This is a genomic window from Streptomyces sp. CB02261, assembly GCF_001905665.1.
GTDB lineage: Bacteria > Actinomycetota > Actinomycetes > Streptomycetales > Streptomycetaceae > Streptomyces.
In genome coordinates, this window is the sequence record NZ_LIVX01000015.1 from 87,687 (window position 1) to 109,893 (window position 22,207).

The window sequence follows — 22,207 nt, forward strand, 5'->3', positions numbered from 1 at the left end:
AGGCAGTGTCCTAAACCCAGATCACTCGGTTAGATGAGTGTGGACACCAGAACGCCCCGGCCGGGGTTCGACGATCAGCCCGCGTTGAGCATGGTCAAGGTGGATTCCGATCCCGCCCAGGTGATCGTGAACCACGCCAGCTTCCGTGTGCGGCTCGCGCCGGCTCAGCCGAAGTTCGGCGCCGGCGCCCGTACCGCAGCCCTGTCCGGGGCCACGGCCGGAGCGGGCGGGCCGCGCCGCCGTCCCGTCGTGTGGACCGGAAAGTCCTCACCGGGAGCGACCGGCCTCCTCCAGGCCGTCCGCGAGTCCTCCGTCTCCACCCTGGAGCCGGGCATGGGCCACCCCGGTCTCGACGCGGGCGCCACCCAGGCCATCCCGCGCATCGACGACACCATGCCCACCCCCGTGGTTCCCGCCGGCTCCGGACCGCTGCTGCCGCCGATGCGCCGAGCCGAGGGCGCGTACGACGAGCTGTACGCCCTCCGGCCCGAGACCGAGGGGCCCGGACCGTACGAGGACGAGGAGGCGCACGGCCGGCCCGCGCAGCGCCACGGGCAGGACAGCGTCCGGCACGCCTACTATCCCGGCCGCCGGATGAACCTCGGCGTCGTCCTCCTCCCGCTCCGCGTCTTCCTCGGCTTCATCTCCATCTACGCGGGCATGGGCAAGCTCTGCGACCCCGTCTACTTCGACGGCGGCGAGCGCGGCTCCATGGTGAAGTGGCTCAACTCCCTCCACCCGTGGGCCCTCGCCGAACCCCTCCGTGACTTCGCCCTCCAGCACCCGGTCGGCGCCGGACTCACCGTCGCCTTCCTCCAGGTCGTCGTCGGCGTCCTCACCGTCCTCGGCCTCTGGCAGCGCGTCGCCGCCGTCGTCGGCGCCCTGCTCTCCGCCGCGCTCCTGCTGACCGTCAGCTGGAGGACCGTCCCGGTCTACGACTCCGCCGACATCATCTACCTGGCCGCCTGGTCCCCGCTGATCATCGCCGGTGCCCCCGTCTACTCCCTCGACGGCCGCCTCGCCGGGGAGGCCTGGCGCACCCTCGGCCCCCGCGCCGACCTCTGGGACCTCCGCCGCCGCGTCATGCGGCGCAGCATCCTCGTCGCCTCCGTCGTCGTCGGTCTCACCCTCCTCGTCGGCTCCGTCCTCGGCGGCGCCGTCCGCTCCACCGAGATGATCACCGTCCCGGGCCCGAACGACGACCCGATCAACCACCTCCCCGGTCAGCCGCTCCCGGCCGAGCCGACGCGCCGCGCGCCCTCCAAGACCGTGTCCACCGAGCCCGAGCCGTCCGCGACGAGCGAGGCCCCGGCGGAGCGCGAGGAGACGCAGGAGGCGACCCGGCCCACCGAGACGACCCGTGAGTCGACCCGGACCCAGGAGGAGCGGCGCCCGACCGCCACGCAGGGCAGCAGCACCGGCGGCAGCCGCACCCCGACCCGCTCCGAGCCGGAGCCCCCGCCGTCCACCACCGACACGCCGACCACCACCGGCGGCACGACGGGCGGCGGTTCGACGGGCGGCTCGACCGGCTCCACCGGTTCGACCGGCACCCCGTCCGAGAGCGGCTCGTCGACGGGCGGCGCGAGGAACCCGATCGGCGGGCTGTTGGGCTAGGTCTCGTACGGAGGAACAGCAGGAGGGCGGCACCGCGGATGCGGTGCCGCCCTCCTGCTGTTCCCGGTCCCGCCCGGCCTCAGCCCCTCTGCGAGGCGAGCTCCTTCGCGGCCTCGGTGAGGTCCTTGGCGGTGTCGATGGCCCTCCAGTACGCCCCCTGGGGCAGCGGGAAGCCCGCCAGGCGCCGCTCGCGCGCGAGCCGGGGGAACGTGGTGCGCTCGTGGTCGCCCACCTCCGGGAGGAGCTCCGTGAAGGCGGCGGAGAAGACGTACACGCCGGCGTTGATGAGGAACGGCGACGGCGGCGACTCGACGAAGTCGGTGATGTGCCCGAAGGTGTCGGTCTCGACGGCGCCCCACGGGATCCGGGGGCGGGCCAGGGCGAGTGTGGCGAGGGCGTCGCGCTCCGCGTGGAAGGCGGCCATCTCGCGCAGCGAGAAGCGGGTCCAGATGTCGCCGTTGGTGGCGTACCAGGGCTGGTCCGGCGCGGGCAGGTGCGCGGCGGCGTACTTGAGCCCGCCGCCGCGGCCCAGGGGCTCGCTCTCGACGACCGTGGTCACCTTGAGCGGCAGGTCGGCGCCCGCCAGCCACTCCTGGAGCACCTCGGCCAGATGGCCGCAGGAGATGACCGCGTCGGTCACGCCCTCGGCGGCGAGCCAGGAAAGCTGATGGCCGATGATCGGGATCCCGGTGCCCGGGATCTCGACCATCGGCTTGGGGCGGTCGTCGGTGTACGGGCGGAGCCGTGAGCCCTGGCCGCCCGCCAGGACCACGGCCTGCGTCGGAGAGGTGTTGTGCATACGGGGAACGATAGGCGCCCCGTACGGCCGACTGCCGGACGTGCGACGGCGCCTCAGCTCGCGCGCATCACGCCGGTGGCGTACGAGGTGTCACAGACCGGGCGGGAGAAGGACTGGGCGCGGGAGGGGCCGTACTGCTCGACGGCGGCGCGGCCGAGGGAGCGGGCGATGGACATGCAGTGCTTGGCGAGGGAGGGCCGGTTCTCCACCTCACGCTGGAGGTGGGTGAGAGCCGTGCCGGGATCCTTCTCCTGGAGCTCCGCGAGGAGCTGGTCGCGCAGGATGTCCTGCGGGGCGCGGGACTTGGCGCGGACGGAGACCTCGGAGGAGGATGCCGTGAGCTGGGTCCCGGCGTCCTGGCCGGCCCACGGAACGGCGGACACCGCGAGCGTTCCCGAGAGCACCAGGACGACGGGCAGGACGAGGGCGAGAGAGCGGCCGATTCGGCGGGCAGTGTGCGTCACGCACGAGAGCGTAGCGGCCGGTAGTGAAATGGCGACATTTAGTCACTCTCGCGAGGGATGGTTCGAAGCGGCTTTTCGAATCCCGTGTTGACGCGGGAGGTGGATACGGGCTCCGAATGACGGGTTCTGCCGCGATCTGCCGGGGTCTGCCGGGGTTTCGCGAAGTAAACCACCACTTAGACCAACGGCCCCGTATCTGCAAGAGACACGGGGCCGAGGAGAGGTCGTCGTCGCACCGACCGGTCGCGGGTCAGTCGCTGAGGCGCGCGCCCGTGGAGGTCGAGAAGACGTGGAGCTCGGAGGCGCGCGGCACGACGTGCAGCGTGGTGCCCTTGGCGGGGACGTCACGGCCGCCGACGCGGACGACCAGGTCCTTGTCCTCGCCGCCGACGCGGGTGGAGCCGTACACGAAGCCGTCGGAGCCGAGCTCCTCGACGACGTTGACGGTGACGGCGAGGCCGTCCTTGCTCGTCGGGCCCGAGACGTCGAAGTGCTCGGGGCGGACGCCGACGGTGACGGTGGTGTCGCCCTTGGCGGAGGCGGCGGCGATGGCGTCACGGGAGACCGGGACGACGCTGTTGCCGAACTTCACGCCGCCGTCGACGATCGGGACCTCGACCAGGTTCATGGCGGGGGAGCCGATGAAGCCGGCGACGAAGAGGTTGGCGGGCTTGTCGTACATGTTGCGCGGCGAGTCGACCTGCTGGAGCAGACCGTCCTTGAGGACGGCGACGCGGTCGCCCATGGTGAGCGCCTCGGTCTGGTCGTGGGTGACGTAGACCGTGGTGATGCCCAGGCGGCGCTGGAGGCCGGCGATCTGCGTACGGGTCGAGACGCGGAGCTTGGCGTCGAGGTTCGACAGCGGCTCGTCCATGAGGAAGACCTGCGGCTCACGCACGATGGCGCGACCCATGGCGACGCGCTGGCGCTGACCGCCGGAGAGCGCCTTCGGCTTGCGGTCGAGGTACTCGGTGAGGTCGAGGATCTTCGCGGCCTCTTCGACCTTGGCGCGGATCTCGGCCTTGTTGACGCCGGCGATCTTGAGCGCGAAGCCCATGTTGTCGGCGACGCTCATGTGCGGGTACAGCGCGTAGTTCTGGAACACCATGGCGATGTCCCGGTCCTTCGGCGGCAGGTGCGTGACGTCGCGGTCACCGATGCGGATGGAGCCGGCGTTGACGTCCTCGAGACCCGCGAGCATGCGCAGGGAGGTCGACTTGCCACAGCCGGAGGGCCCGACGAGGACGAGGAACTCGCCGTCGGCGATCTCGATGTCGAGCTGGTCGACGGAGGGCTTGGTGGCACCGGGGTACACCCGGGTCGCCTTGTCGAAAGTGACGGAGGCCATGGTGATGTGTCCCTTCACCGGCAGGAACGTGCCGGACGATCCGAGTAAAGGAAGGATTGAGGTCTAGTCCACCAGGGTGAACTCCAGGTGACGCTACCTGGCGATCCGGGATCTGTCAGTACTCCCGGGGCCGTGAGATTTCCGACCGCCCGACGGACGACGTTGGATACACTGCACTCGCTGCCTCCTTAGCTCAGCTGGCCAGAGCACCGCTCTTGTAAAGCGGGGGTCGTCGGTTCGAACCCGACAGGGGGCTCCAGGCAGGACGTGCGAAGACCCCCGACCGATCTTGGTCGGGGGTCTTTGGCATCTACGGGTGACGTCAACGGCTCCGGTCGGCCGAGGAGCGAAACGCGGAGGTGCCGGCTCCCGGGCCTGGCAGGCAGGATCGTGCCATGTCGACCGATGTCAGCGGAATGATCGAGTGCCGGCCGGGGGCTCGGCTGTGGGGTCCGGATGATGAGGACACGGTCTGGGAAGCGGGCATCGACCTCTTCCTGCTGAACAGGGGCAACGCCTACGACGGCCTGGCCTGTCTCTTCGGGATCCGCAACTCCTTCGGCTTCCGTCCGCTTGCTGAGGACCGAGGCTTTCCGGATGACGCGTCGGAAGGGCTGCGCCGTGAGTTCGCCGGCTACGGCGGCCCTCACTCCGTGTACGGGACGACATGGGTGACCTGGGCCGAGCTGTCCGCCACCGACTGGCAGGAGACGAACGCCTCCGGAACACGAAGTCGCGCATCGGCCGCAGGGCCCGACACCGACTGGGGTCGCGTCTGGAGCGTCATGCGGATCCTCGGCGAAGTCCACGGCGCGGAGAACGTGCGTCTCGTCGTCTGGTTCCACTGACTCGACCCTCTGACGCATCCGATGCCGACGCAGGGGAGCCAGGCAGATGGCGGGGAGCGGGATCGGGCGTGAGCGACCATCCCTTGGTGTCGTCGTTGTTCGTCGAGGGACCACGGGCTGAGGTCGCGCACGTCGGCTCGTCGGGGGCGCGCCTACCATGGCGCGCATGACGGATGGGCAGGACCGTGATCGTCTCAGTGACGAAGAGGTCGCGCAGATGATGAATTTGTGGCGGCGGTACTGCGCTCACGAGCTGGATCAGTGGGAGGCTCTCCAAACGGAGACGCCGTACGGGCCAGTCTTCGTCTTCATGACCCGGTCCCTTCCCCAAGGGTGGGAGCCCTCAATGTTCCGGGAGTTCTGAGCAACCCTGATGCTCCCCGACGCCCAGCCTGTGCTTCCACCGACGTGCTCTGCGCCCTCCGCCGGGAGCCGGCCCTTCGGGCAGCGTGGGGAAGGGGTCCACGGTGGGCCCTGAGGGGGCGCGTTTTCCCAGCGCCGGCCCTTTTCGCGTGATCACGGTCGCTCCGTGCCAGATGTGCGAGTTCTTGGGTAGGGGCACTGTCAGCACTGTCATCATGCGATCGACGACGGCTGGTCCTCAGACAGGGTCCAGCCGGTCCAGTAGGTCTTGACGTGGTTCGGCAGTGTCCGGGAGACCATGGAAGGGACTGCGACCTTGACGCACGCTGACTCACTCACCGAGACCCTGGCGAACGCCCGGGTCATCCTCTTCGACTTCGACGGGCCCGTGTGTGACGTGTTCGCGGGACTTCCGGCGCCCGAGGTCGCGCGGGAGCTGGCCGCGCTCCTCGCCGTCGAGGACGAAGCCGCGGGCGTGGCTGCAGCCCGGACGGACGATCCGATCGAGGTTCTGCGCATCGCGCACGATGCCGACTCCGAGCTCGGCCAGAAGATCGAGCAGGCCCTGACGGGCGCCGAGGTGCGAGCCGTCGCGGTGGCCGGGCAGCCGACACCAGGTGCCGTCGAGGCACTCCAGGCGGCCCGTGCGGCCGGTCGGGGGGTCGCGGTGGTGAGCAACAACTCCGCCGAGTGCGTACGGGTCTTCCTGGAACTCCACGGCTTGGAGGAGTACGTCACGAAGATCGTGGGCCGCCCTGCCGAGCAGCCGCACCTGATGAAGCCGAACCCGTTCCCGCTCATCACGGCAGCCGAGCAGATGCACATCGACGTCACGAGCTGCACCCTGATCGGCGACTCCCTCACGGACGTCCAGGCCGCGCACGCGGCCGGGGCAACGGTCATCGGCTACGCCGACAAGCCCCACAAGGCGGACCTCTTCGCCGAGGCGCAGGCAGACGCCATCACCGAAGACATGCACGCCGTCGCCGACGTACTCACCGCGACGTAGGAAGCTCACGGACAACTGGCGCGGTTGGCAGGTGCTCCCCCTCGGCATCCACCGGTGCCTTCGACGGCGACGCTTCCGTCAGGGTGACGAGCGCCGCGCAGCCGGATGACCCGTAGCCCGGCGGTCTCGCTGACACGGACCGAGGAACGGTGGGTGTTGCGGCGCTCGACGTTCGGAGCCAGGCATCCACATGACGAAGGCGAATCCCATGGACGGCTTCCGGAACGTCTACGACCTGCTGGACCAGGTCCGCCTCCGCCCCGGCATGTGGGTTCCCGGCAGCTCGCTGACGCACCTGGACACCATGCTGATCGGCTACAGCGTGGCCTTGACCGTGCACGACGCCGAGGAGGACTTCCCCTTCTGGACTCCCGGCCGCGAGTCGCCCTTCGACACCTGGCTCCGCAAGCGCAACGGGTACGAGAGCTCCCTGCGCTGGTCCGCGCAGATCGAGCGGGAGGCCGCCGCCGTGGGCATGCCTGCCATCGAGCTCTTCTTCACCCTCCTCGACCAGTTCCGAGCCGAGTGCGGTCAGCCGACGCGGTGAGGGTTTCTCTCGTAGACGCCCACGGTGTCTGTCAGCACCCCAAATCGGCCCATGTCAGCATCCACGGGCCGTTCCCTCCCCGATCCGGGCGGCAGCCCTCTCCCATGGGGTCGGTTCTGCCACGTCCGGGTGCTCGTCGGCGTCTTCCTCGTACCACCCTGTTCCGGTGAGCCAGGTCTCGAGCCAGGCGGTCAGGCTGTCGGCGTCGAGGAACCAGGCGGTGGCTCCGTCGTCCGTCATCGCGTTCGGTTCGAAGAGGAGGACCTGGGCGGTCTCGCTGTGGCAGTCCACCGCGGCGTACATGGCGCAGCCCCAGTCGAGGATCGGCAGCACGCCCGCCGGCCAGTACGGTGTCTCGCCCTCGGCCGAGGCCGAGCGTTCGGAGCGGTACTCGCTCAGTACCGTGCGGCCCGTTCCCACCAGCGGGAGGAGCTGGTAGTCGGGGCCGAAGCCGCCGTTGGCCACCTCTCGGTACAGGCTCGCCAGCAGGGGTGGGAGCGGGAAGCCGAGGGCCGCCTCCGCCGATGCCACCTCCTCGGCGCCGGCGACGGGAGGCAAGGTCCGCGACGTGGCCCTGGCCTTCGCCGCCACGCGTCGCACGAGGTCTTCGCTGGTCTTCACGTCCGTGATCCTGGCAGGCGCCTATGACAGCGGTGCAGGGCAACCTTTCGGCGCCGGCGGGAGTCTTGGTGCTGCACATTCGCTGATGCGTGAAGGATCCCCGTGTATCTGAAGAGTCTCGTCGCCACCTCCGTCGGTGGCGCCATGTCGGCCGTCGTCCTCGGCGGGCTGCTCGCCGCCGCCCCGCAGGCTGCCGCCGCCGGAACCAGCTGTTCGGCCGGCGTCTTCATGCGGACGTTCTACAAGAACACCTCGTTCACCGGCACCCCCGTGAAGACCGACTGCGACAGCGCCGTCAGCGAGAGCTGGGCCGGCAGCCCCGTCGCCGGAGTGCCGGTGAACAACTTCGGCGTCCGCTGGTGGATGGCGCGCGACTTCGGCTCCGGCGGGCCCTTCACGTTCGCCGTCCTGGCCACCGACGGCGTCCGTGTCTACGTGGACGGTGTCCGCAAGATCGACCTGTGGGCCGGCACCGGCGACACCGCCCGCGGCAGGAACGTCCATCTCGTCGTCCCCCCGGGCCGCCACACCGTGCGCGTCGACTACGCCAACTGGACCGGCGCCGCGAAGGTCAAGTTCGCCTACGCGCCCCGGACCGCCGCCGTGTACGACAAGGTGAAGCCGCTCGCGCCCGTCGGCGTGCGGACGACCTACAACACCACCACGCGGAAGACCACCGTCTCCTGGACGGCCAACAAGGAGATGGACCTCGCGGGGTACTCGCTCCACCGGCGGCCCGTCGGCGGCACCACCTGGACGACCGTCACCTCCTCCACCACCGCCCGCAGCCACACCGACCCCCTCGTGAACCCCGGCGACCGCACGCCGTACTACTACGAGGTGCGCGCCAAGGACAGGGCGGGCAACATCTCCGCGGGCAGCGCGGACGCCCTCGTGCGTCCCCTGCCCATCGTCACCTCCCTGACCGGCACCTTCGACAAGGTGACCCGCAAGGTCACCCTGAAGTGGCCCCTGAACACCGAGCCGCACTTCGACCACTACACGGTCCTGAGCAACGACAAGGTGGACGGCTCCTACGTCTGGGTCCCGCTGGGCACCACCAGGGGCAACACCTGGACCACCGCCCCCATCGCCGCCGACGGCGAGACGCGCCACTACCGCGTCCTCGTGACCAACGACGGCGGCACCACCACCCCCAGCCCCGTGGGGCTCGACGCCCTCGCCCCCCACGAGCTCTGGCTGGAGATCCCCGACGGCATCGCCCCCGGCTACGCCCCCGACCTGACCCTGGGTTCCTGCGCGGGCGGTGTCCAGGCCACCGCCACCGACTACACGCCGGCCCCGATCCGCGACTTCGTCGGCCTGGAGATCGAGCGCCGGGCGCCGGGGGCGACCGCCTGGTCGGTCGTCGTGAGCAAGACCTACGACCCGCGCCGCGAACCGGCCACCGTCACCGTCTGCGCCGCCCAGGCCGCCGACGGGAGCAGCCACGAGTACCGGGCCCGTACGTATGACGCGGCGGGGAACTACTCGCCGTACAGCGAGATCCGGTCCGTGGCCCTGCCGGTGGGCTGACGTCGATCCGTCCGTTCCTGACGTCCCGGGCCACCTTGGTGCGGGACGTACCGGCCGAGTCACTCATGCGTTCGGGATTTCAGTCGGACGCAGCAGCTCGGCGTGCACATGGCGGGCCGGCCGGTGAGGCTGGCGTCATGGGCATACGACCTTGGGTGGTCGTCGAGCCACCTGACCGGCGCGGTCTGCGCCGGATCACCATCCATGGCAAGACGGTCGGCAGCGCCTGGTCCCTTCGCGAGCTGCGGAAGGTCCTCCGCCGCCTGGGTTACCCCGACGACATGGACCTCGACGACCGCTCGCGCGTCCACTGGCGGGGCGGCGACAGCGACGTCTGGCCCGACGACCGGGGCTGGAGGCGGCGGCTGGTCATCGCCCTCATGCTCGTGGGGCTGCTCGGGTCGCTGGGTCTCCACGCCGTCATCGGCTGGGCGGACGCCCTGGGGGCGCTGACGTTCGCGCAGCGGCTCGTCGGCGTCCTGTTCCTCCTCGCGGGAGTGGTGCAGGCCAGCGCGCTGCCCGCCGTCGTCGACCACTGGGGCCGGCGACAGGTCAAGGTGTCCGGAGCGCTGGTCCTCCTCGGTGTGCTCATGGCACTCGCCACCACGTCCCTTCTTCTGTTCCTGTGGTCGCAGGAGCGGGAGTTCATAGCCGCTGTCCTGATCTTTCTCGCCCTGTGGCTGTGGTCTCTGTGGGCCCTCCACGTCCTCGTCCGCGAAAAGGTATGGAGAGGGATCCCGCACCCGAAGAAGTTCGCCGCAGGCGTCACCGTCACGGCGATCCTGACTTCCGTCAGTCTGGGGTACTCGATTCTCTACCAACCCATCGTCGCACCCATGCACTTCGTCCTAAAGGCAGAATTCGGGAAACCTTACGCGGACGCCGATGCGCCCTATTTTCACGTCCCTCTCAAGCTCTACGCCAAGAACGACGGAGGAATCCCGGTGTACCTCGTCGTTGACGACTACACGGTCTTCGGGTACGTATCCGAGTTCTCCAAGTCCGGTGACGGCTTGGCGAGATGGAAGGGCGAGGAGGAGGGATGGTACGCGGAGGCGCAGGCCTTCGAGGGTGAGACCGACGGCGAGATCATCGCGTCAGGTCAGTTCCAGGGGCCTGGTTCCACGCTGGCCGTCGGGGAGGAGTTCAGGATGGAACAGATGATCATGGTGCCCAAGGGGACGAAGTACGAGGTGCTCGAGGCATCGCTGCAGTTCGCCATCATGAGGCAGGACCGCGGGAAGCTCGACGATGACTTCTCCTACGGCAGGCCCTCCTGGGACGAGTCGGAAGGGCGGTATTACTGCCCTCCCGACGATTGTGGTGAGCATGTGATCTATCACGGCAGGGTGCGCTACAACACGAACCTGATCAACGTGACGCGCAAGCCGCGATACGTGGCGGCTTTCTGGTCGCCGGAAGAGGCTACGGATGTCTTCATCTCCTCGTTCAACTTCGAGAAGTACAAGAAGAGTGAGTCGATCTACGCCATCTATGAAGCTCTCGACGAGGAAGAAGTGCAGCGGGAGAATGCCCGCTACGGCCTCGGCTGGGTCACCGTCAACTCGGAAGTGTCCGTCAAGGGGCTGCTGAAACAGGCCCAGTCCTGAGCCGTACCCGCCGACGGTCATGCGGCCCTGCGTTAGGCCGGGTCGCGCCCGGCGAGTCCACGAGGTCTCGTCCCGTTCCTGTGTCCCGGACCAGCCCGGTCCGGGACACTTGGGTGTTACGGGGGTGTACCGGTGGTGTGGGGTGTTGTTCGGGAGGGGTGGGGCTGATGGTGCGGCGGTCCGGGGGGCTGATCGGTGTGTGGGCCGAGCAGCAGCGGGTGGCGCAACGGCAGCGGGAGGGGCAGCACCAGGCGGTGCTGCGGGAGCAGCGGGACGCCGAGCGGGCGCAGCGGGCGTACGCGCGGGATGTCGCCCGGATGCAGCGGGAGCAGCGGGTCGCCTATCGGCAGCAGCGGGAGGCGGACGCGCTGGGCCGGACAAGGGAGTTGGAGGAGCGTGTCGCCCTGCTGGAGGGGCTGCTGGCGGCCGGGTGCCGGGCGCCCGCGTTCTCCGTGGGGTCGCTGCGGCGGGAGGAGACCGTCGAGCCGTTCTCGCCGGGGCGCCTCGGGGAGCCCGTCGCCATGCCCGACCAGCGGTTCTACCAGCCCGAGAGCGCCTGGACCGCGTCCGGGCGGGCGCAGGCCGAGCGGGACGCGCGCGCCCGGTTCGAGCGGGACTGGTACGCGGCGCAGGCCGCCGAGGCCCGGCGTGTGGAGCAACTGGCCGCGTACCGGCGGGAGTACGACACCTGGGCCGCCGCCCGGCTCGCCGAGGTCCGCGCGCACAACAGCGGTGTCGCCGGGACGGAGGCGGCGCTGCGCGACGGTGACGCCGAGACCGTCGTGGAGTTCTTCTCCGCCGTCCTCTTCGCGTCCACCGGCTGGCCCGAGGGCTTCCCCCGGGAGGTGTCCGCCGCCTACGCGCGCGGCGGGCGGACGCTCGTCCTCGACTGGGGCCTGCCCGGGTACGAGGTCGTTCCCGAGGCCAAGGGGGTCAAGTACCTGCCCAGCACCGACCAGGAGAAGGAGGTGCCCAGGCCCGTCACCCAGCGGCGCGCCCTCTACCGCGACGTCATCGCGCAGAGCGTCCTCCTCGCCGTGCGCGAGCTGTTCGCCGCCGACCGGTTCGGTGCCCTGGAGACCGTCACCCTCAACGGGTACGTCGGTGGGGTCGATCCCGCGACCGGGCTCGCCGGGAGGGTCTGCGTGGCCTCCGTCGCCGTCGAGCGGAGCGTCTTCGACCGTCTGAACCTGGAGTTCGTCGGGGCCGTCGAGTGCCTGACCGGGGCCCTCGGCGGGCGGCTCGCGGCCAAGCCCGACGAGCGGGCGGCCGTCGTCCCGCTGCGGACCCCCGGCCAGGTCGGCCCGGACGTCGTCGTCCAGGGGGACGGCGAGGAGCCCGATCTGCTGGCCATGGACCCCATCGCCTTCGAGGGGCTCGTCGCCGAACTCTTCCGGGCCCGTGGGCTCCAGGCCGTCACCACCCGCCGCTCCAACGACGGCGGGGTGGACGTCGAAGCCCTCGATCCCGACCCCATCAGCGGCGGTTCCATCGTCGTCCAGGTGAAGCGGTACCGGAACACCGTGCCCCCGTCCGCCGTACGGGATCTGTACGGGACCGTGCAGGGCGCCGGCGCGAACAAGGGCGTCCTCGTCACCACCTCCAGGTTCGGGCCCGGCTCGTACACCTTCGCCAACGGCAAGCCCCTGACCCTCATCGCCGGGACCGAACTCGTGGACCTGCTCCACCAGCACGGGCTCCGGGGGCGGCTGGGGCCAGGGTCCTCGCCCTCGGCCACCGTCGCCGACACCCCCGCCGTGGACGCGCCCGTCGAGGCCGACGCCGGCTTCAACCTGCTCGGCATGGTGTGGGCCGGCTCGGCCGCGCTCGACGTGTGCGCGCTGGTCTGCTCCGGCAACCAGGTCCTCGGTGACGAGTGGTTCGTCTTCTTCAACAACCCTTCCACGCCGGACGGTTCGGTGTCGATGGCGGCCGCGGCGCCCGGCGACCGGGTCGCCGTACGCGTCGGCTTCGACGCGCTGCCGTCCCGGGCCGACCGCCTCGTCCTCGTCGCGGCCGTCGACCCGGAGGTGAACCCCGAGGCGGATCTCGGGGGGTTCACCGATGCCGGTATCCGGCTGCGCGACGACTCCGGGGCCGAGCTCGACCGGCTCGTCGTCTCGGACGGCCGGCCCGGCGAGACGGCCCTCGTCCTCGGCTCGTTCCGGCGTCGCGCCGGGGGTGACTGGGACTTCGTCCTCGGCGGGAAGGGGTACCGGGGCGGTCTGGAGGAGCTCGTGGGGGACTTCGGCATCCAGGTGGAGTGAGACCCCGAGGCCCCTTGAGACCCCGAGACCCCTTCCCCCCGCTCCCGGCTCAGCGTCCGCTCAAGCGGTTCGCCAGCACCGCCACCCGGTCCGTCGTCGCCGCGTGCCCCGTGGCCTCGCGGTGGTCCGCGCCACGGAAGGCCGCGTACATCGTCTGGACTCCGAGCCAGCGCAGCGGCTCCGGTTCCCACTTGCGGACCTTGTGGTTCACCCAGGGGAGGGCGGTGAGGTCCGTGGGGCCCGACTGGCCCGAGTCCTCCTTGATGAGGTCGCGGAGGGTGCGGGCCGCGAGGTTGGCGGTGGCGACGCCGGAGCCGACGTAGCCGCCCGCCCAGCCGAGGCCCGTGGAGCGGTCGAGGGTGACCGTGGCGCACCAGTCGCGCGGGACGCCGAGGACACCGGACCAGGCGTGGTCGACCCGTACGCCCGCGAGCTGCGGGAAGAAGCGGACCAGGATGTCGCGGAGGGCCTCGATCGTCTGCGGCTGGGTGCGTCCGTCGTTGTCCGTCTTCGAACCGAAGCGGTACGGGACGCCCCGGCCGCCCAGCGCGATGCGGCCGTCGGCGGTGCGCTGTGCGTACACGTAGGCGTGGGCCATGTCGCCGAGGGTCTCGCGGCCTTCCCAGCCGATGGACTCCCACTGGGCGTCCGTGAGGGGCTCGGTGGCGATCATCGAGGAGTTCATGGGGAGCCAGGTGCGGCGCTGGCCGGCGAGGGTGGCGGTGAAGCCCTCGGTGCAGCGCAGGACGTAGGGGGCGCGGACCGTGCCGTACGGGGTGACCGCGTGCTTCGGCCGGATCTCGGTGACGGGTGTCGACTCGTGGATCACGACGCCCAGGGCCTCGACGGCGGCCGCGAGGCCCTTCACGAGCTTCACGGGGTGCAGTCGGGCCCCGTGGGGTGTCCAGGAGGAGCCGACGGCGCCGGTGACGCGGATGCGGTCGGCGGTCTCGCGGGCCCCGTACAGGGCGCGGTCGGTCTCGCCGAAGGCGACCTCCGCGGCGTGGAAGGCCTTGAGGCGGGCGAGCTGGGCGGGGGAGAGGGCGACCTCCAGGACGCCGCCGCGGTGCTGGTCGGCCTCGATCTTCTCGGTCTCGCAGACGTCGAGGACCTCGGCGACGGTGGCGTTCATGGCCTGCTGGAGGCGGACGGCGGCCTCGTGGCCGTGGAGCTTGGCGTAGCGGTCGCGGCCGGCGATGCCGTTGTAGAGCCAGCCGCCGTTGCGTCCGGAGGCGCCGTAACCGCAGAACTTCGCTTCGAGGACGGTGATGTTGAGGAAGGGGACGGCCTTCTTGAGGTAGTAGGCGGTCCACAGGCCTGTGTAGCCGCCGCCGACGATGCAGACGTCCGCGGTGGTGTCGCCGGGGAGCGGTTCGCGGGGAGCGGGGGTGCCGTCCTGCGCGTACCAGAACGAGATGCCGCCGTTGACCGTACTCATGTGTATCCCTCTTCCGGGTGCGTGGGCGGGAGGTTACCGGGGGCGTAGGCCCCCTGGATACGGGCCCTTCGGCGCCGATGTCCGGGCGTCGGGCGGCTTGGGTTCGAGGGTGCTCGTCCCGCGCGTGGGCGGTACGGATTCCGTTGCGGCAGCGTGCGGATTCCGTCGCTCCGGAAGGACTCTTCCGTGCCCGTGCGCAGTTCCGGGCACGCCGTCGTCGCGGTCGCCTCGGCGGTGCTCATCGGGCCTTCTGCGGTGGGGTGTTCGGGGCGGGGGCGCGGTGGTCGGGGCGCCGGTGGCGGTCCTTCTCACGGAGCACGCGTCCGTGCCCGCCGGGCGCGCGGAGGTGCTGGTGCGGCCTCCGCCGGACGTAAACGGTACGAGGATCGTCGTCGCCCGCGGACGGCCCTGACGGTCGCGGGTGCGCCGTGTGGCGCGACGGGATTATCGGAGGCGCCGGCCGAGGCGGGTGTCTAGGGTCGGGGGATGGTTCACGTACCCGAGGAGCTCGCGGCGTCGCAGGCCAGGTACAACGGGGACGCCGGGCGGGCGTTCGTCGCCGGGCTGCCCGGTCTCGCCGAGGAGTTCCTCGGCCGGTGGGGACTGCGGGTCACGGGTCCTTCGATGCATGGGGTGGCCTCGCTGGTGCTGCCCGTCGAACGGGTCGCGGACGGCACGCGCGCGGCGCTGAAGATGCAGCTCCTCGACGAGGAGTCGGAGGGCGAGCCGGTCGGCCTGCGCGCCTGGGGCGGAGACGGCGTCGTACGGCTCCTCGACCACGACCAGGGCACCGGGACGATGCTCCTGGAGCGGCTCGACGAGGGCCGGCCGCTGACGTCCGTCGCCGACACCCGGGAGGCGCTCGGCGTCGTCGCCGGGTTGCTCGCGCGCCTGACGGCGGTCCCGGCGCCGCCGGGGTTGCGCACGCTCGGGGACGTCGCGGCCGGGATGCTCGCCGAGGTCCCCGGCGCGGTCGTACGCCTCGGTGCGCGGGACGCGGCGGTCCTGCGGGACTGCGCGGCGGCGGTTCGGGAGGTGGCGGGTGAACCGGGCGACCGGCTGCTGCACTGGGACCTGCACCTGGGGAACGTCCTGGCGGGCGGGCGTGAACCGTGGCTGGCGATCGACCCGAAGCCGCTCGCCGGTGACCCGGGCTTCGACCTGCTCCCGGCGCTGCTGGACCGCTTCGACCCTGACGACGTGCTGTGGAGGTTCGACCTCCTCGCGGACGTCGTCGGCGACCGGGCGCGCGCGGTGGCGTGGACGCTGGGCCGCATCCTGCAGAACGGCCTCTGGGACGTCGCGGACGGTGAACCGGGGCTGGATCAGGAGCAGGTGGCGGTCGCCCGGATCCTGATGGCCGGGCGGACGTGAGGCGGGGGCGAGTCGTTCGTGCCGGGCGGGCGTGAGGCGGGGGCGGATCGCTAGTGCCGGGCGGGCGTGAGGCGAGGCGGGGCGCCCGTGCCGGGAGGCGGTGAGGAACCCGTTCGCCAGGCCGGGGCCCTTCCCGGCAGGCTGGGGCCATGATTCGTACAGCCACTCCCGCCGACGTCCCCGTCCTCCACGCCCTGGTCCGTGACCTCGCGGAGTACGAGAAGGCCCTCCACGAGGTCCGTACGACCCCCGAGCAGCTCCACGAGGCCCTCTTCGGCGCCCGACCCGCCGCCTTCGCCCACGTCGCGGAGACGGAGGCCGGCGAGGTGGTCGGCTTCGCGCTCTGGTTCCTCAACTTCTCGACCTGGCGCGGGGTCCACGGCATCTACCTGGAGGACCTGTACGTCCGTCCGGAGGCGCGGGGCGGCGGCCACGGCAAGGCGTTGCTGCGCGAACTGGCCCGGATCTGCGTGGAGCGCGGCTACGAGCGCCTGGAGTGGTCCGTACTCGACTGGAACACGCCCTCGATCGATTTCTACGAGTCCCTCGGCGCCCGCCCGCAGGACGAGTGGACGGTCTACCGGCTGACGGACGGGGCCCTGGCGGAGCTCGGTGCGCCGGGGGTGTAGGAAAGGGGGCATGGATACGGACATCGAGCAGCGCTTCCAGCGGATCACGGCCTTCATCGAGGCGCGGTTGACTCCGCTCTTCGACCCCGCGAACGGGAGCGACCACGGGTTCGGGATGGACGACACGTCCCGGGCCCTGCGGGCCACGCGCTACACCGTGCAGGCCGCGGCGGCCGTCGGCGGGCTCGTGGAGAAGCGGGAGTCGCCGGAACTGCGGCCCGTGGTGGACCAGGCGCTCGAACAGAACTGGGACGTGCTGCGTTCCATCGCCCGGATGTGGGAGGACCACCCCGACTTCCAGAAGGAGTTCAAGGCCCACTCCTGGGACGTCGTCGGGGTCTGAGCCCGGGGACGGGAGACGCCACCGGCGCCCGGTGGCCCGGGGGCCGGTGGCATCCGGGCGGCCCCGGTGCCGGGGGGCGGTGACGTCCCGGCGGCCCCGTTGCGGGGAGCCGGTGACGTCTCTCGCCTGTTCCTACGGCACCAGCACCACCTTGCCCACCGTGCCCCTGGTCTCCAGCGCGCGGTGGGCGCCCGCCGCGTCCGCGAGCGGGAAGCGGTGGACCGCCGGGCGGAGGGTGCCGGTGGCCGCCGCGTCGAGGGCGGCGAGTTCCAGCGCGCGGACGTCGCCGCCCGCCTTCTGGATCATGACGGGGCCGAGGACGGACTCCGAGGTGATGCCGCGCGCGGCGAGTTCCTCCGGGGTGAAGGTGAGCGCCTCGCCGTCGTGGAGGCCGGCGCCGGACCAGCCGAAGACGATGTGCCGTCCGCCCTTGCCGAGGAGGCCGACGGCGGCCCGGCCGGTGTCACCGCCGACCGAGTCGTAGACGACGGTGGCGGTCCGGTCGCCCAGGTACGCGCGGACCTTCTCCGGCCAGTCGGGCTCCTTGTAGTCGACGGCCAGGTCGGCGCCGTTCTCCTGGACGAGGGCGACCTTCGCGGGACCGCCGGCCAGGCCGATGACGGTGGCGCCGGCGTTCTTGGCGAACTGGACGAGCAGGGTGCCGATGCCGCCGGCGGCGGCGGGCACGATCGCCACGGATTCGGGGCCGAGTTCGGTGAACTGGAGGATGCCCAGGGTGGTGCGGCCGGTGCCGATCATGGCGACGGCCTCCGCCTCGCCGAGGTGGTCGGGCAGGGCGTGCAGGCGGGCGGCGTCGGTGACGGCGAGTTCGGCGTACCCGCCGGGGTTCATGCCGAGGTGGGCCACGACCCGCTTGCCGAGCCACGCCGGGTCGGTGCCCTCGCCGAGGGCGTCGACGGTGCCGGCGACCTCGCGGCCCGGGACGGTCGGCAGGGCGGCGGGCGCCGGGAACGGGCCCGTCATCCCCTCGCGGAGCGCGGTGTCGAGGAGGTGCACGCCGGCCGCCGCGACCCGGACGCGGACCTGGCCGGGGCCCGGCACGGGGTCGGGCGTCTCCTCGTACGTGAGGTTCTCGGCGGGGCCGAAGGCGTGGAGGCGGATGGCGTGCATGGCGGATCCCCTGTCGTCGTACGGATGGGTGTGCGCGGTCGTGCGGTGACGGTGTCCGCGCGGGTCGTGCGGTGACAGGGCAAGCCTCTGACCTCAAGCATGGTTGAGGTCAAGGGGGTGGTGGGGAGACCCGCCGTGCACGCCCCGAGTCACGCCCGCCACGCGCCCCGCGTCACGCCCGCCGCGCGCCCCGCGTCACGCCCGCCGCACGGCCAAGTGGTCCGCGCGCAGCGCCAGCGACACCGCCTCGACCGCGCTCGTGAACGACACCTCCGACAGCACGCCCGGCGCCGCCACCTGGTCGCCCACCAGGTACACGCCGTCGCCCCGGTCGACGGCCGGCCGGTCGCGCCAGGTCGTGCCCGGGCGGTCGACCGCCCCCGTACGCCCCTGGGACATCGCCTCCCGCCGCCACACCGTCCGCTCGCGCCAGCCGGGGAAGCCCAGGTCGAGGAGGCGTTCGGCGTGGGCGACGCCGTCCGCCTTGGCCGCGTCCGGGCCGACGGGCAGCTGTGCCTGGATCAGCTGCTGCCCTGCCGGGGCGAGTGAGGGGTCCTGGGCCGTGAACCGTTCGATCCAGCCGGGCTCGTCCAGGTCGGAGATCACGAACGGGTCCCCCTTGCGGCTCCGCAGCGCCAGGTCGAGCAGGACCGTACGGCCGCTCTCCCAGGTCAGCGACGGGTCGTCGAGGAGCCGGGCGGCGGCGGGCAGGGAGGTGGCGACGATCACCGGTCCCTCGCCCCCCGGAAGGTCGTCGAGGCGCTCGACGCGCGACGACGTCTCGATCCGTACGCCCGCCTCCCACGCGCGCGCGACCATCCGCTCGATCAGCTCGCCCCAGCCGCCGCGCACGTAGTGCGCCTCGGGCGGTACGGCGGCGGCCCGGTGCAGCCGTTCCTGCACGAAGCGGGCGGAGAGCGCGCCCGGGTCGTGGTGGAAGAGCGCGACCCCGGCGTACGCGGCGGCCACCCGCGCCGCCCGCTCGCCCGCGAGCCCGGTGGCCCAGGTGCGGAAGTCGAGGTCCACGGGGGCCTTGTCGGCGGTCCGCAGGGACTGCCGCAGCAGGCCGAGCGGGGGGGTGCGGCGCAGGGCGCCGCCGCGGTGGAATCGGAACCGGAGGCCTTCGGCGGGCGGCAGCGGGGCCAGCGGCCCCAGGAGACCGCGCTGCTTGAGCCAGGTCCAGTGCGGGCCGCCGGCGTAGAGCGCGTGCGGACCCTCGTTGGTGCGGTAGGTGCCCTCGGCCGTACGGGCCCGGCCGCCGGGGGTCCGGTGCGCCTCGTGCACGGTCACCCTGGTGCCGGCCTCGGCGGCGGTGATGGCCGCGGTCAGTCCCGCGAATCCGCCGCCGATGATCGTGAGCTTCCGCATGTCCGTCTCCCTCGTGTCGGGCTCGTGACCTTCTGAACGGGGACGGGGGACGGGGGCGCGTTCGTGACATCGGAGGCGTTGTCAGTGGCGTACATCACCATGGGGGCATGGCGACGACGCGGAAGAAGAAGGCGGCGGTGGTGGGCGCCCGGCGGCCGGAGGTGCGGCTTCCTCCCCTGGAGGTGTACGAGGGCGGCCTCGCGCCGGACGGGGACTACGACGGCCTCGAACTGGCCGGGCTCGATCTGGCGGGGCAGTCGGGGGAGGGCGCCCGGTTCCTGGACTGCGCGCTCCGCGAGTGCGGGCTCGACGAGGCGCGCCTGACGGGGGCGCGGTTCCTCGACTCGGTGCTGACGGGCGTACGGGGCGTGGGGACGGTCCTGGCCGGGGCGCAGCTGCGGGACGTGGAGGTCGTGGACGCGCGGCTCGGCGGGGCGCAGCTGCACGGGGCGGTGCTGGAGCGGGTCGTGGTGCGGGGAGGGAAGAGCGACTATCTGAACCTGAGGGCGGCGAAGCTGAAGGACGTCGTCTTCGAGAGCTGCGTGCTGAGCGAGCCCGACTTCGGGGGCGCGGTGCTGGAGCGGGTGGAGTTCGTGGACTGCGTGCTCACGGGCGTGGACTTCAGCGGGGCCCGGCTCAAGGACGTGGACCTGAGAGGGGTGCAGCGCCTGGAGATCGAGCGCGGGGTGGAGTCGCTGGCGGGCGCCGTGATCTCGACGGCCCAGCTCTTCGACCTGGCACCGCTGCTCGCGGCGAAGCTGGGGGTGCGGGTGGAGGGGTGAGGCCCGTCACCGGGGCCTGCGGCGGGGCGGGGGGGGCGGGGGTTCGCAGGGGGTCTGCGGGGGAGCGGGGGCTCGCCCGGTGGTCTGGGGCATGCGAGGGGGCGGCCCGCTGGGCCCGGTGGTCCTACGACTGGCGGGGGCCCGGCGCCCGGGGGCCAGACCCGGCATCGGGGAGGCGGCCGGCCCGATGGTCCTACGGCAGGCGGGGGAAGCGGGCCTGGAGGGTCCAGACGGCCGGGTTGTCGGCGAGGCCGTCGTGCATGTCGGTGAGGTCGGCGATCAGGTCGTGCAGGAAGTCGCGGGCCTCGCGGCGCAGCGCGGAGTGGTTGAAGGTGAGCGGCGGCTCGTCGCCCGGCATCCAGTCGGCCTCGACGTCCACCCAGCCGAAGCGGCGCTCGAAGAGCATCCGGTCCGAGGACTCGGTGAAGTCGAGCTCCGCGTACTGCGGCCGGGAGGAGCGGTTGCCGCGCGGGTCCTGGTCGAGCTGCTCGACGATGTCGCACAGCGCCCACGCGAAGTCGAGCACCGGCACCCATCCCCAGGCTGTGGACACCTCCCGGTCCGCCTTGGTGTCGGCGAGGTACACGTCCCCGCAGAACAGGTCGTGGCGCAGCGCGTGGACGTCCGCGTGGCGGTAGTCGGTCTGCGGCGGGTCGGGGAAGCGACGCGAGAGGGAGTAGCCGATGTCGAGCACGGAACCGATGGTGTCACGGCGCCGGGCCGGCCTCGTACGCGAGGACGAACGGCCGCACCCCACCCGTGGCGCTCAGCGGCGGCCCTGGGTCGCGCGGGCCAGGCGGGGGCCCAGCCAGCGCTTGAGGCGGCGGAGGGGTTCCAGTTGCTCGGCGGCGCGGTCGAGGCGGTAGTACAGCTGCGGCGGGACGTGGGGGAGCAGCGGCGAGTGGCGCTGGCCGAGGAGGGCGAACATGTGGGCCGGCTCCAGGCGCATGTAGCGGGGCAGGTTCTCGTACCACCGGGCGCTGTAGCGGGCCGCGCTCTGGGCGGAGAGGAGCTCGGCGCGGCGCCGCTTCCCGTACGTGGTGAGGGCCGTGTCGAGGTCGGTGTGCGCGCGCAGGGCGTCCGCGAGGGCGAGCGCGTCCTCCAGGGCCAGGGTGGTGCCGGCGCCGATCGAGTAGTGCGTGGTGTGGGCGGCGTCGCCGAGGAGGACCAGGTTGCCCCGGTGCCAGACCCGGTTGGTGAGCGTGCGGAAGGTGAGCCACTGGGCGGCGCCGTCGGCGCGGTCGCGGCCGATCAGCTCGTGCCCGTCGAGGAGGTCGTGGAAGAGCTTCTCCAGGAACCGGAGGCTGTCGGTCTCGCCGCGCGTGTCGAGACCGAGGCCCGTCCACGTCTCCGGGGAGCACTCGACGACACAGGTGGAGCGCTCGCCGCTGAAGCCGTAGGCGTAGCACCAGATCCAGCCGTGCTCGGTCTCCTTGAACGCGAAGCTGAAGGAGTCGAAGACCTTGGTGGTGCCGAGCCAGATGTACGGGTTGCGGCCGCTCACGACCTCGCTGCCGAAGTGGTCGGCGTGCGCCTCGCGGAGCACGCTGTTCACCCCGTCGGCGGCCACGACCAGATCCGCGCCGGCCAGTTCGGGCGCGTCCGCGCCGGGGATGTCGTGCTCGAACTCGACCCGTACGCCGAGCTCCCGGGCCCGGTCGGCGAGCAGCGCGAGCATCCGCCGCCGTCCGATGCCGAAGCCGGCGTCGCCGCGGTGGACGGTCCGCTCGTCACGGACGATCGCGACCCCGTCGTTCCAGGTCACGGAGGCCTCCGCGACGGCCGCCGCGGACTCCGGGTCGCCCGCGCGCAGCTTGTCGAGCAGCCCGGCCCAGTACGTCACGCCCCAGCCGTACGTGGAACCCGCCGGGTTCCGCTCGTACACGGCGACGTCGTGCGCCGGGTCCTGCCGCTTCAGCAGGATCGAGAGGTAGAGGCCGGCGGGACCGCCGCCGACGATCGCGAGCTTCACGTGCGCTCCCACTGGACTGACCGAGTCTCAAGACATGACACCGTGCGATGGAACAGCAACGCACGGTAGCAGTGGTGGGGCTTCGCGCACGTACGGGCGCGGAGCACGACACGGCTGAGGGGGTGTGTCTGGTGCAGTCCG

20 protein-coding genes and 1 tRNA gene are annotated in these 22,207 nt (G+C 71.9%); 12 read left to right on the forward strand and 9 right to left on the reverse strand.

Annotated elements, in window-relative coordinates; all coding sequences use genetic code 11:
* The first annotated feature begins 33 nt into the window (after window positions 1-33).
* Window positions 34-1,617 (forward strand): DoxX family membrane protein, encoded by a 1,584-nt coding sequence (locus AMK29_RS34365; RefSeq protein WP_073820002.1) that lies wholly within the window; start codon window positions 34-36, stop codon window positions 1,615-1,617.
* Window positions 1,618-1,696: 79 nt separating this feature from the next.
* Here the strand turns inward: AMK29_RS34365 and AMK29_RS34370 are convergent, their stop codons facing one another.
* From AMK29_RS34370 to AMK29_RS34380, 3 genes are all read right to left on the reverse strand, one after another.
* Window positions 1,697-2,416: a nucleotidyltransferase family protein gene (locus tag AMK29_RS34370; RefSeq protein WP_073820003.1), complete on the reverse strand. Its 720-nt coding sequence runs from the start codon at window positions 2,414-2,416 to the stop codon at window positions 1,697-1,699.
* Between the two features lie 53 nt (window positions 2,417-2,469).
* Complete coding sequence (locus AMK29_RS34375) at window positions 2,470-2,880, reverse strand: hypothetical protein (protein WP_073820004.1); 411 nt, start codon at window positions 2,878-2,880, stop codon at window positions 2,470-2,472.
* 250 nt (window positions 2,881-3,130) lie between these two features.
* The gene (locus AMK29_RS34380; protein ID WP_073820005.1) at window positions 3,131-4,228 is read right to left on the reverse strand and encodes an ABC transporter ATP-binding protein; all 1,098 of its coding nucleotides are present in this window, start codon (window positions 4,226-4,228) and stop codon (window positions 3,131-3,133) included.
* A 182-nt stretch (window positions 4,229-4,410) separates the two neighbouring features.
* Here AMK29_RS34380 and AMK29_RS34385 point away from each other — a divergent pair.
* The 4 genes from AMK29_RS34385 (at window position 4,411) to AMK29_RS34405 (ending at window position 6,995) form a co-directional block, all read left to right on the forward strand.
* A tRNA-Thr gene (locus AMK29_RS34385) sits at window positions 4,411-4,487 on the forward strand.
* Between the two features lie 136 nt (window positions 4,488-4,623).
* On the forward strand, window positions 4,624-5,076 hold the full coding sequence (locus tag AMK29_RS34390; protein ID WP_073820006.1) for a hypothetical protein: 453 nt from the start codon (window positions 4,624-4,626) through the stop codon (window positions 5,074-5,076).
* Between the two features lie 679 nt (window positions 5,077-5,755).
* Window positions 5,756-6,448 carry an HAD family hydrolase gene (locus AMK29_RS34400; protein WP_079197247.1) on the forward strand — a complete coding sequence of 231 codons (693 nt, stop codon included), beginning with the start codon at window positions 5,756-5,758 and terminating at the stop codon, window positions 6,446-6,448.
* A gap of 190 nt (window positions 6,449-6,638) precedes the next feature.
* Window positions 6,639-6,995 (forward strand): hypothetical protein, encoded by a 357-nt coding sequence (locus tag AMK29_RS34405; protein WP_143202971.1) that lies wholly within the window; start codon window positions 6,639-6,641, stop codon window positions 6,993-6,995.
* Between the two features lie 54 nt (window positions 6,996-7,049).
* Here AMK29_RS34405 and AMK29_RS34410 read toward each other — a convergent pair whose 3' ends face one another.
* Window positions 7,050-7,616: an SMI1/KNR4 family protein gene (locus AMK29_RS34410; RefSeq protein ID WP_107422766.1), complete on the reverse strand. Its 567-nt coding sequence runs from the start codon at window positions 7,614-7,616 to the stop codon at window positions 7,050-7,052.
* Between the two features lie 102 nt (window positions 7,617-7,718).
* Here AMK29_RS34410 and AMK29_RS34415 point away from each other — a divergent pair, with 102 nt between their 5' ends.
* The 3 genes from AMK29_RS34415 (at window position 7,719) to AMK29_RS34425 (ending at window position 13,029) form a co-directional block, all read left to right on the forward strand.
* Window positions 7,719-9,152, forward strand: a complete 1,434-nt coding sequence (locus AMK29_RS34415; protein ID WP_073820009.1) for a PA14 domain-containing protein — start codon at window positions 7,719-7,721, stop codon at window positions 9,150-9,152.
* A 281-nt stretch (window positions 9,153-9,433) separates the two neighbouring features.
* Window positions 9,434-10,762: an MFS transporter gene (locus tag AMK29_RS34420; RefSeq protein WP_143202972.1), complete on the forward strand. Its 1,329-nt coding sequence runs from the start codon at window positions 9,434-9,436 to the stop codon at window positions 10,760-10,762.
* Between the two features lie 167 nt (window positions 10,763-10,929).
* Window positions 10,930-13,029, forward strand: a complete 2,100-nt coding sequence (locus AMK29_RS34425; RefSeq protein WP_198942388.1) for a restriction endonuclease — start codon at window positions 10,930-10,932, stop codon at window positions 13,027-13,029.
* Between the two features lie 49 nt (window positions 13,030-13,078).
* Here the strand turns inward: AMK29_RS34425 and AMK29_RS34430 are convergent, their stop codons facing one another.
* A complete protein-coding gene (locus tag AMK29_RS34430) occupies window positions 13,079-14,467 on the reverse strand; it encodes an NAD(P)/FAD-dependent oxidoreductase (protein WP_073820011.1) in 1,389 nt (462 codons plus the stop codon).
* 486 nt (window positions 14,468-14,953) lie between these two features.
* On the opposite strand from AMK29_RS34430, the gene AMK29_RS34435 reads away from it, so the two are divergent.
* The 3 genes from AMK29_RS34435 to AMK29_RS34445 all read left to right on the forward strand — a co-directional run bounded on the left by AMK29_RS34435 (window position 14,954) and on the right by AMK29_RS34445 (window position 16,813).
* Window positions 14,954-15,841 carry an aminoglycoside phosphotransferase family protein gene (locus AMK29_RS34435; RefSeq protein ID WP_073820012.1) on the forward strand — a complete coding sequence of 296 codons (888 nt, stop codon included), beginning with the start codon at window positions 14,954-14,956 and terminating at the stop codon, window positions 15,839-15,841.
* A gap of 149 nt (window positions 15,842-15,990) precedes the next feature.
* On the forward strand, window positions 15,991-16,470 hold the full coding sequence (locus AMK29_RS34440) for a GNAT family N-acetyltransferase (RefSeq protein ID WP_073820013.1): 480 nt from the start codon (window positions 15,991-15,993) through the stop codon (window positions 16,468-16,470).
* A gap of 10 nt (window positions 16,471-16,480) precedes the next feature.
* Window positions 16,481-16,813: a hypothetical protein gene (locus tag AMK29_RS34445; RefSeq protein ID WP_073820014.1), complete on the forward strand. Its 333-nt coding sequence runs from the start codon at window positions 16,481-16,483 to the stop codon at window positions 16,811-16,813.
* Between the two features lie 132 nt (window positions 16,814-16,945).
* Here the strand turns inward: AMK29_RS34445 and AMK29_RS34450 are convergent, their stop codons facing one another.
* Window positions 16,946-17,944 carry a zinc-binding dehydrogenase gene (locus AMK29_RS34450; protein ID WP_073820015.1) on the reverse strand — a complete coding sequence of 333 codons (999 nt, stop codon included), beginning with the start codon at window positions 17,942-17,944 and terminating at the stop codon, window positions 16,946-16,948.
* A 195-nt stretch (window positions 17,945-18,139) separates the two neighbouring features.
* On the reverse strand, window positions 18,140-19,312 hold the full coding sequence (locus AMK29_RS34455) for an NAD(P)-binding protein (RefSeq protein WP_073820016.1): 1,173 nt from the start codon (window positions 19,310-19,312) through the stop codon (window positions 18,140-18,142).
* A gap of 107 nt (window positions 19,313-19,419) precedes the next feature.
* Here AMK29_RS34455 and AMK29_RS34460 point away from each other — a divergent pair, with 107 nt between their 5' ends.
* Complete coding sequence (locus AMK29_RS34460; RefSeq protein ID WP_073820017.1) at window positions 19,420-20,094, forward strand: pentapeptide repeat-containing protein; 675 nt, start codon at window positions 19,420-19,422, stop codon at window positions 20,092-20,094.
* Between the two features lie 193 nt (window positions 20,095-20,287).
* On the opposite strand, the gene AMK29_RS34465 is transcribed toward AMK29_RS34460, so the two are convergent.
* A complete protein-coding gene (locus tag AMK29_RS34465) occupies window positions 20,288-20,788 on the reverse strand; it encodes a hypothetical protein (protein ID WP_073820018.1) in 501 nt (166 codons plus the stop codon).
* A gap of 72 nt (window positions 20,789-20,860) precedes the next feature.
* On the reverse strand, window positions 20,861-22,066 hold the full coding sequence (locus tag AMK29_RS34470) for an FAD-dependent monooxygenase (protein WP_073820019.1): 1,206 nt from the start codon (window positions 22,064-22,066) through the stop codon (window positions 20,861-20,863).
* Between the last annotated feature and the right edge of the window lie 141 nt (window positions 22,067-22,207).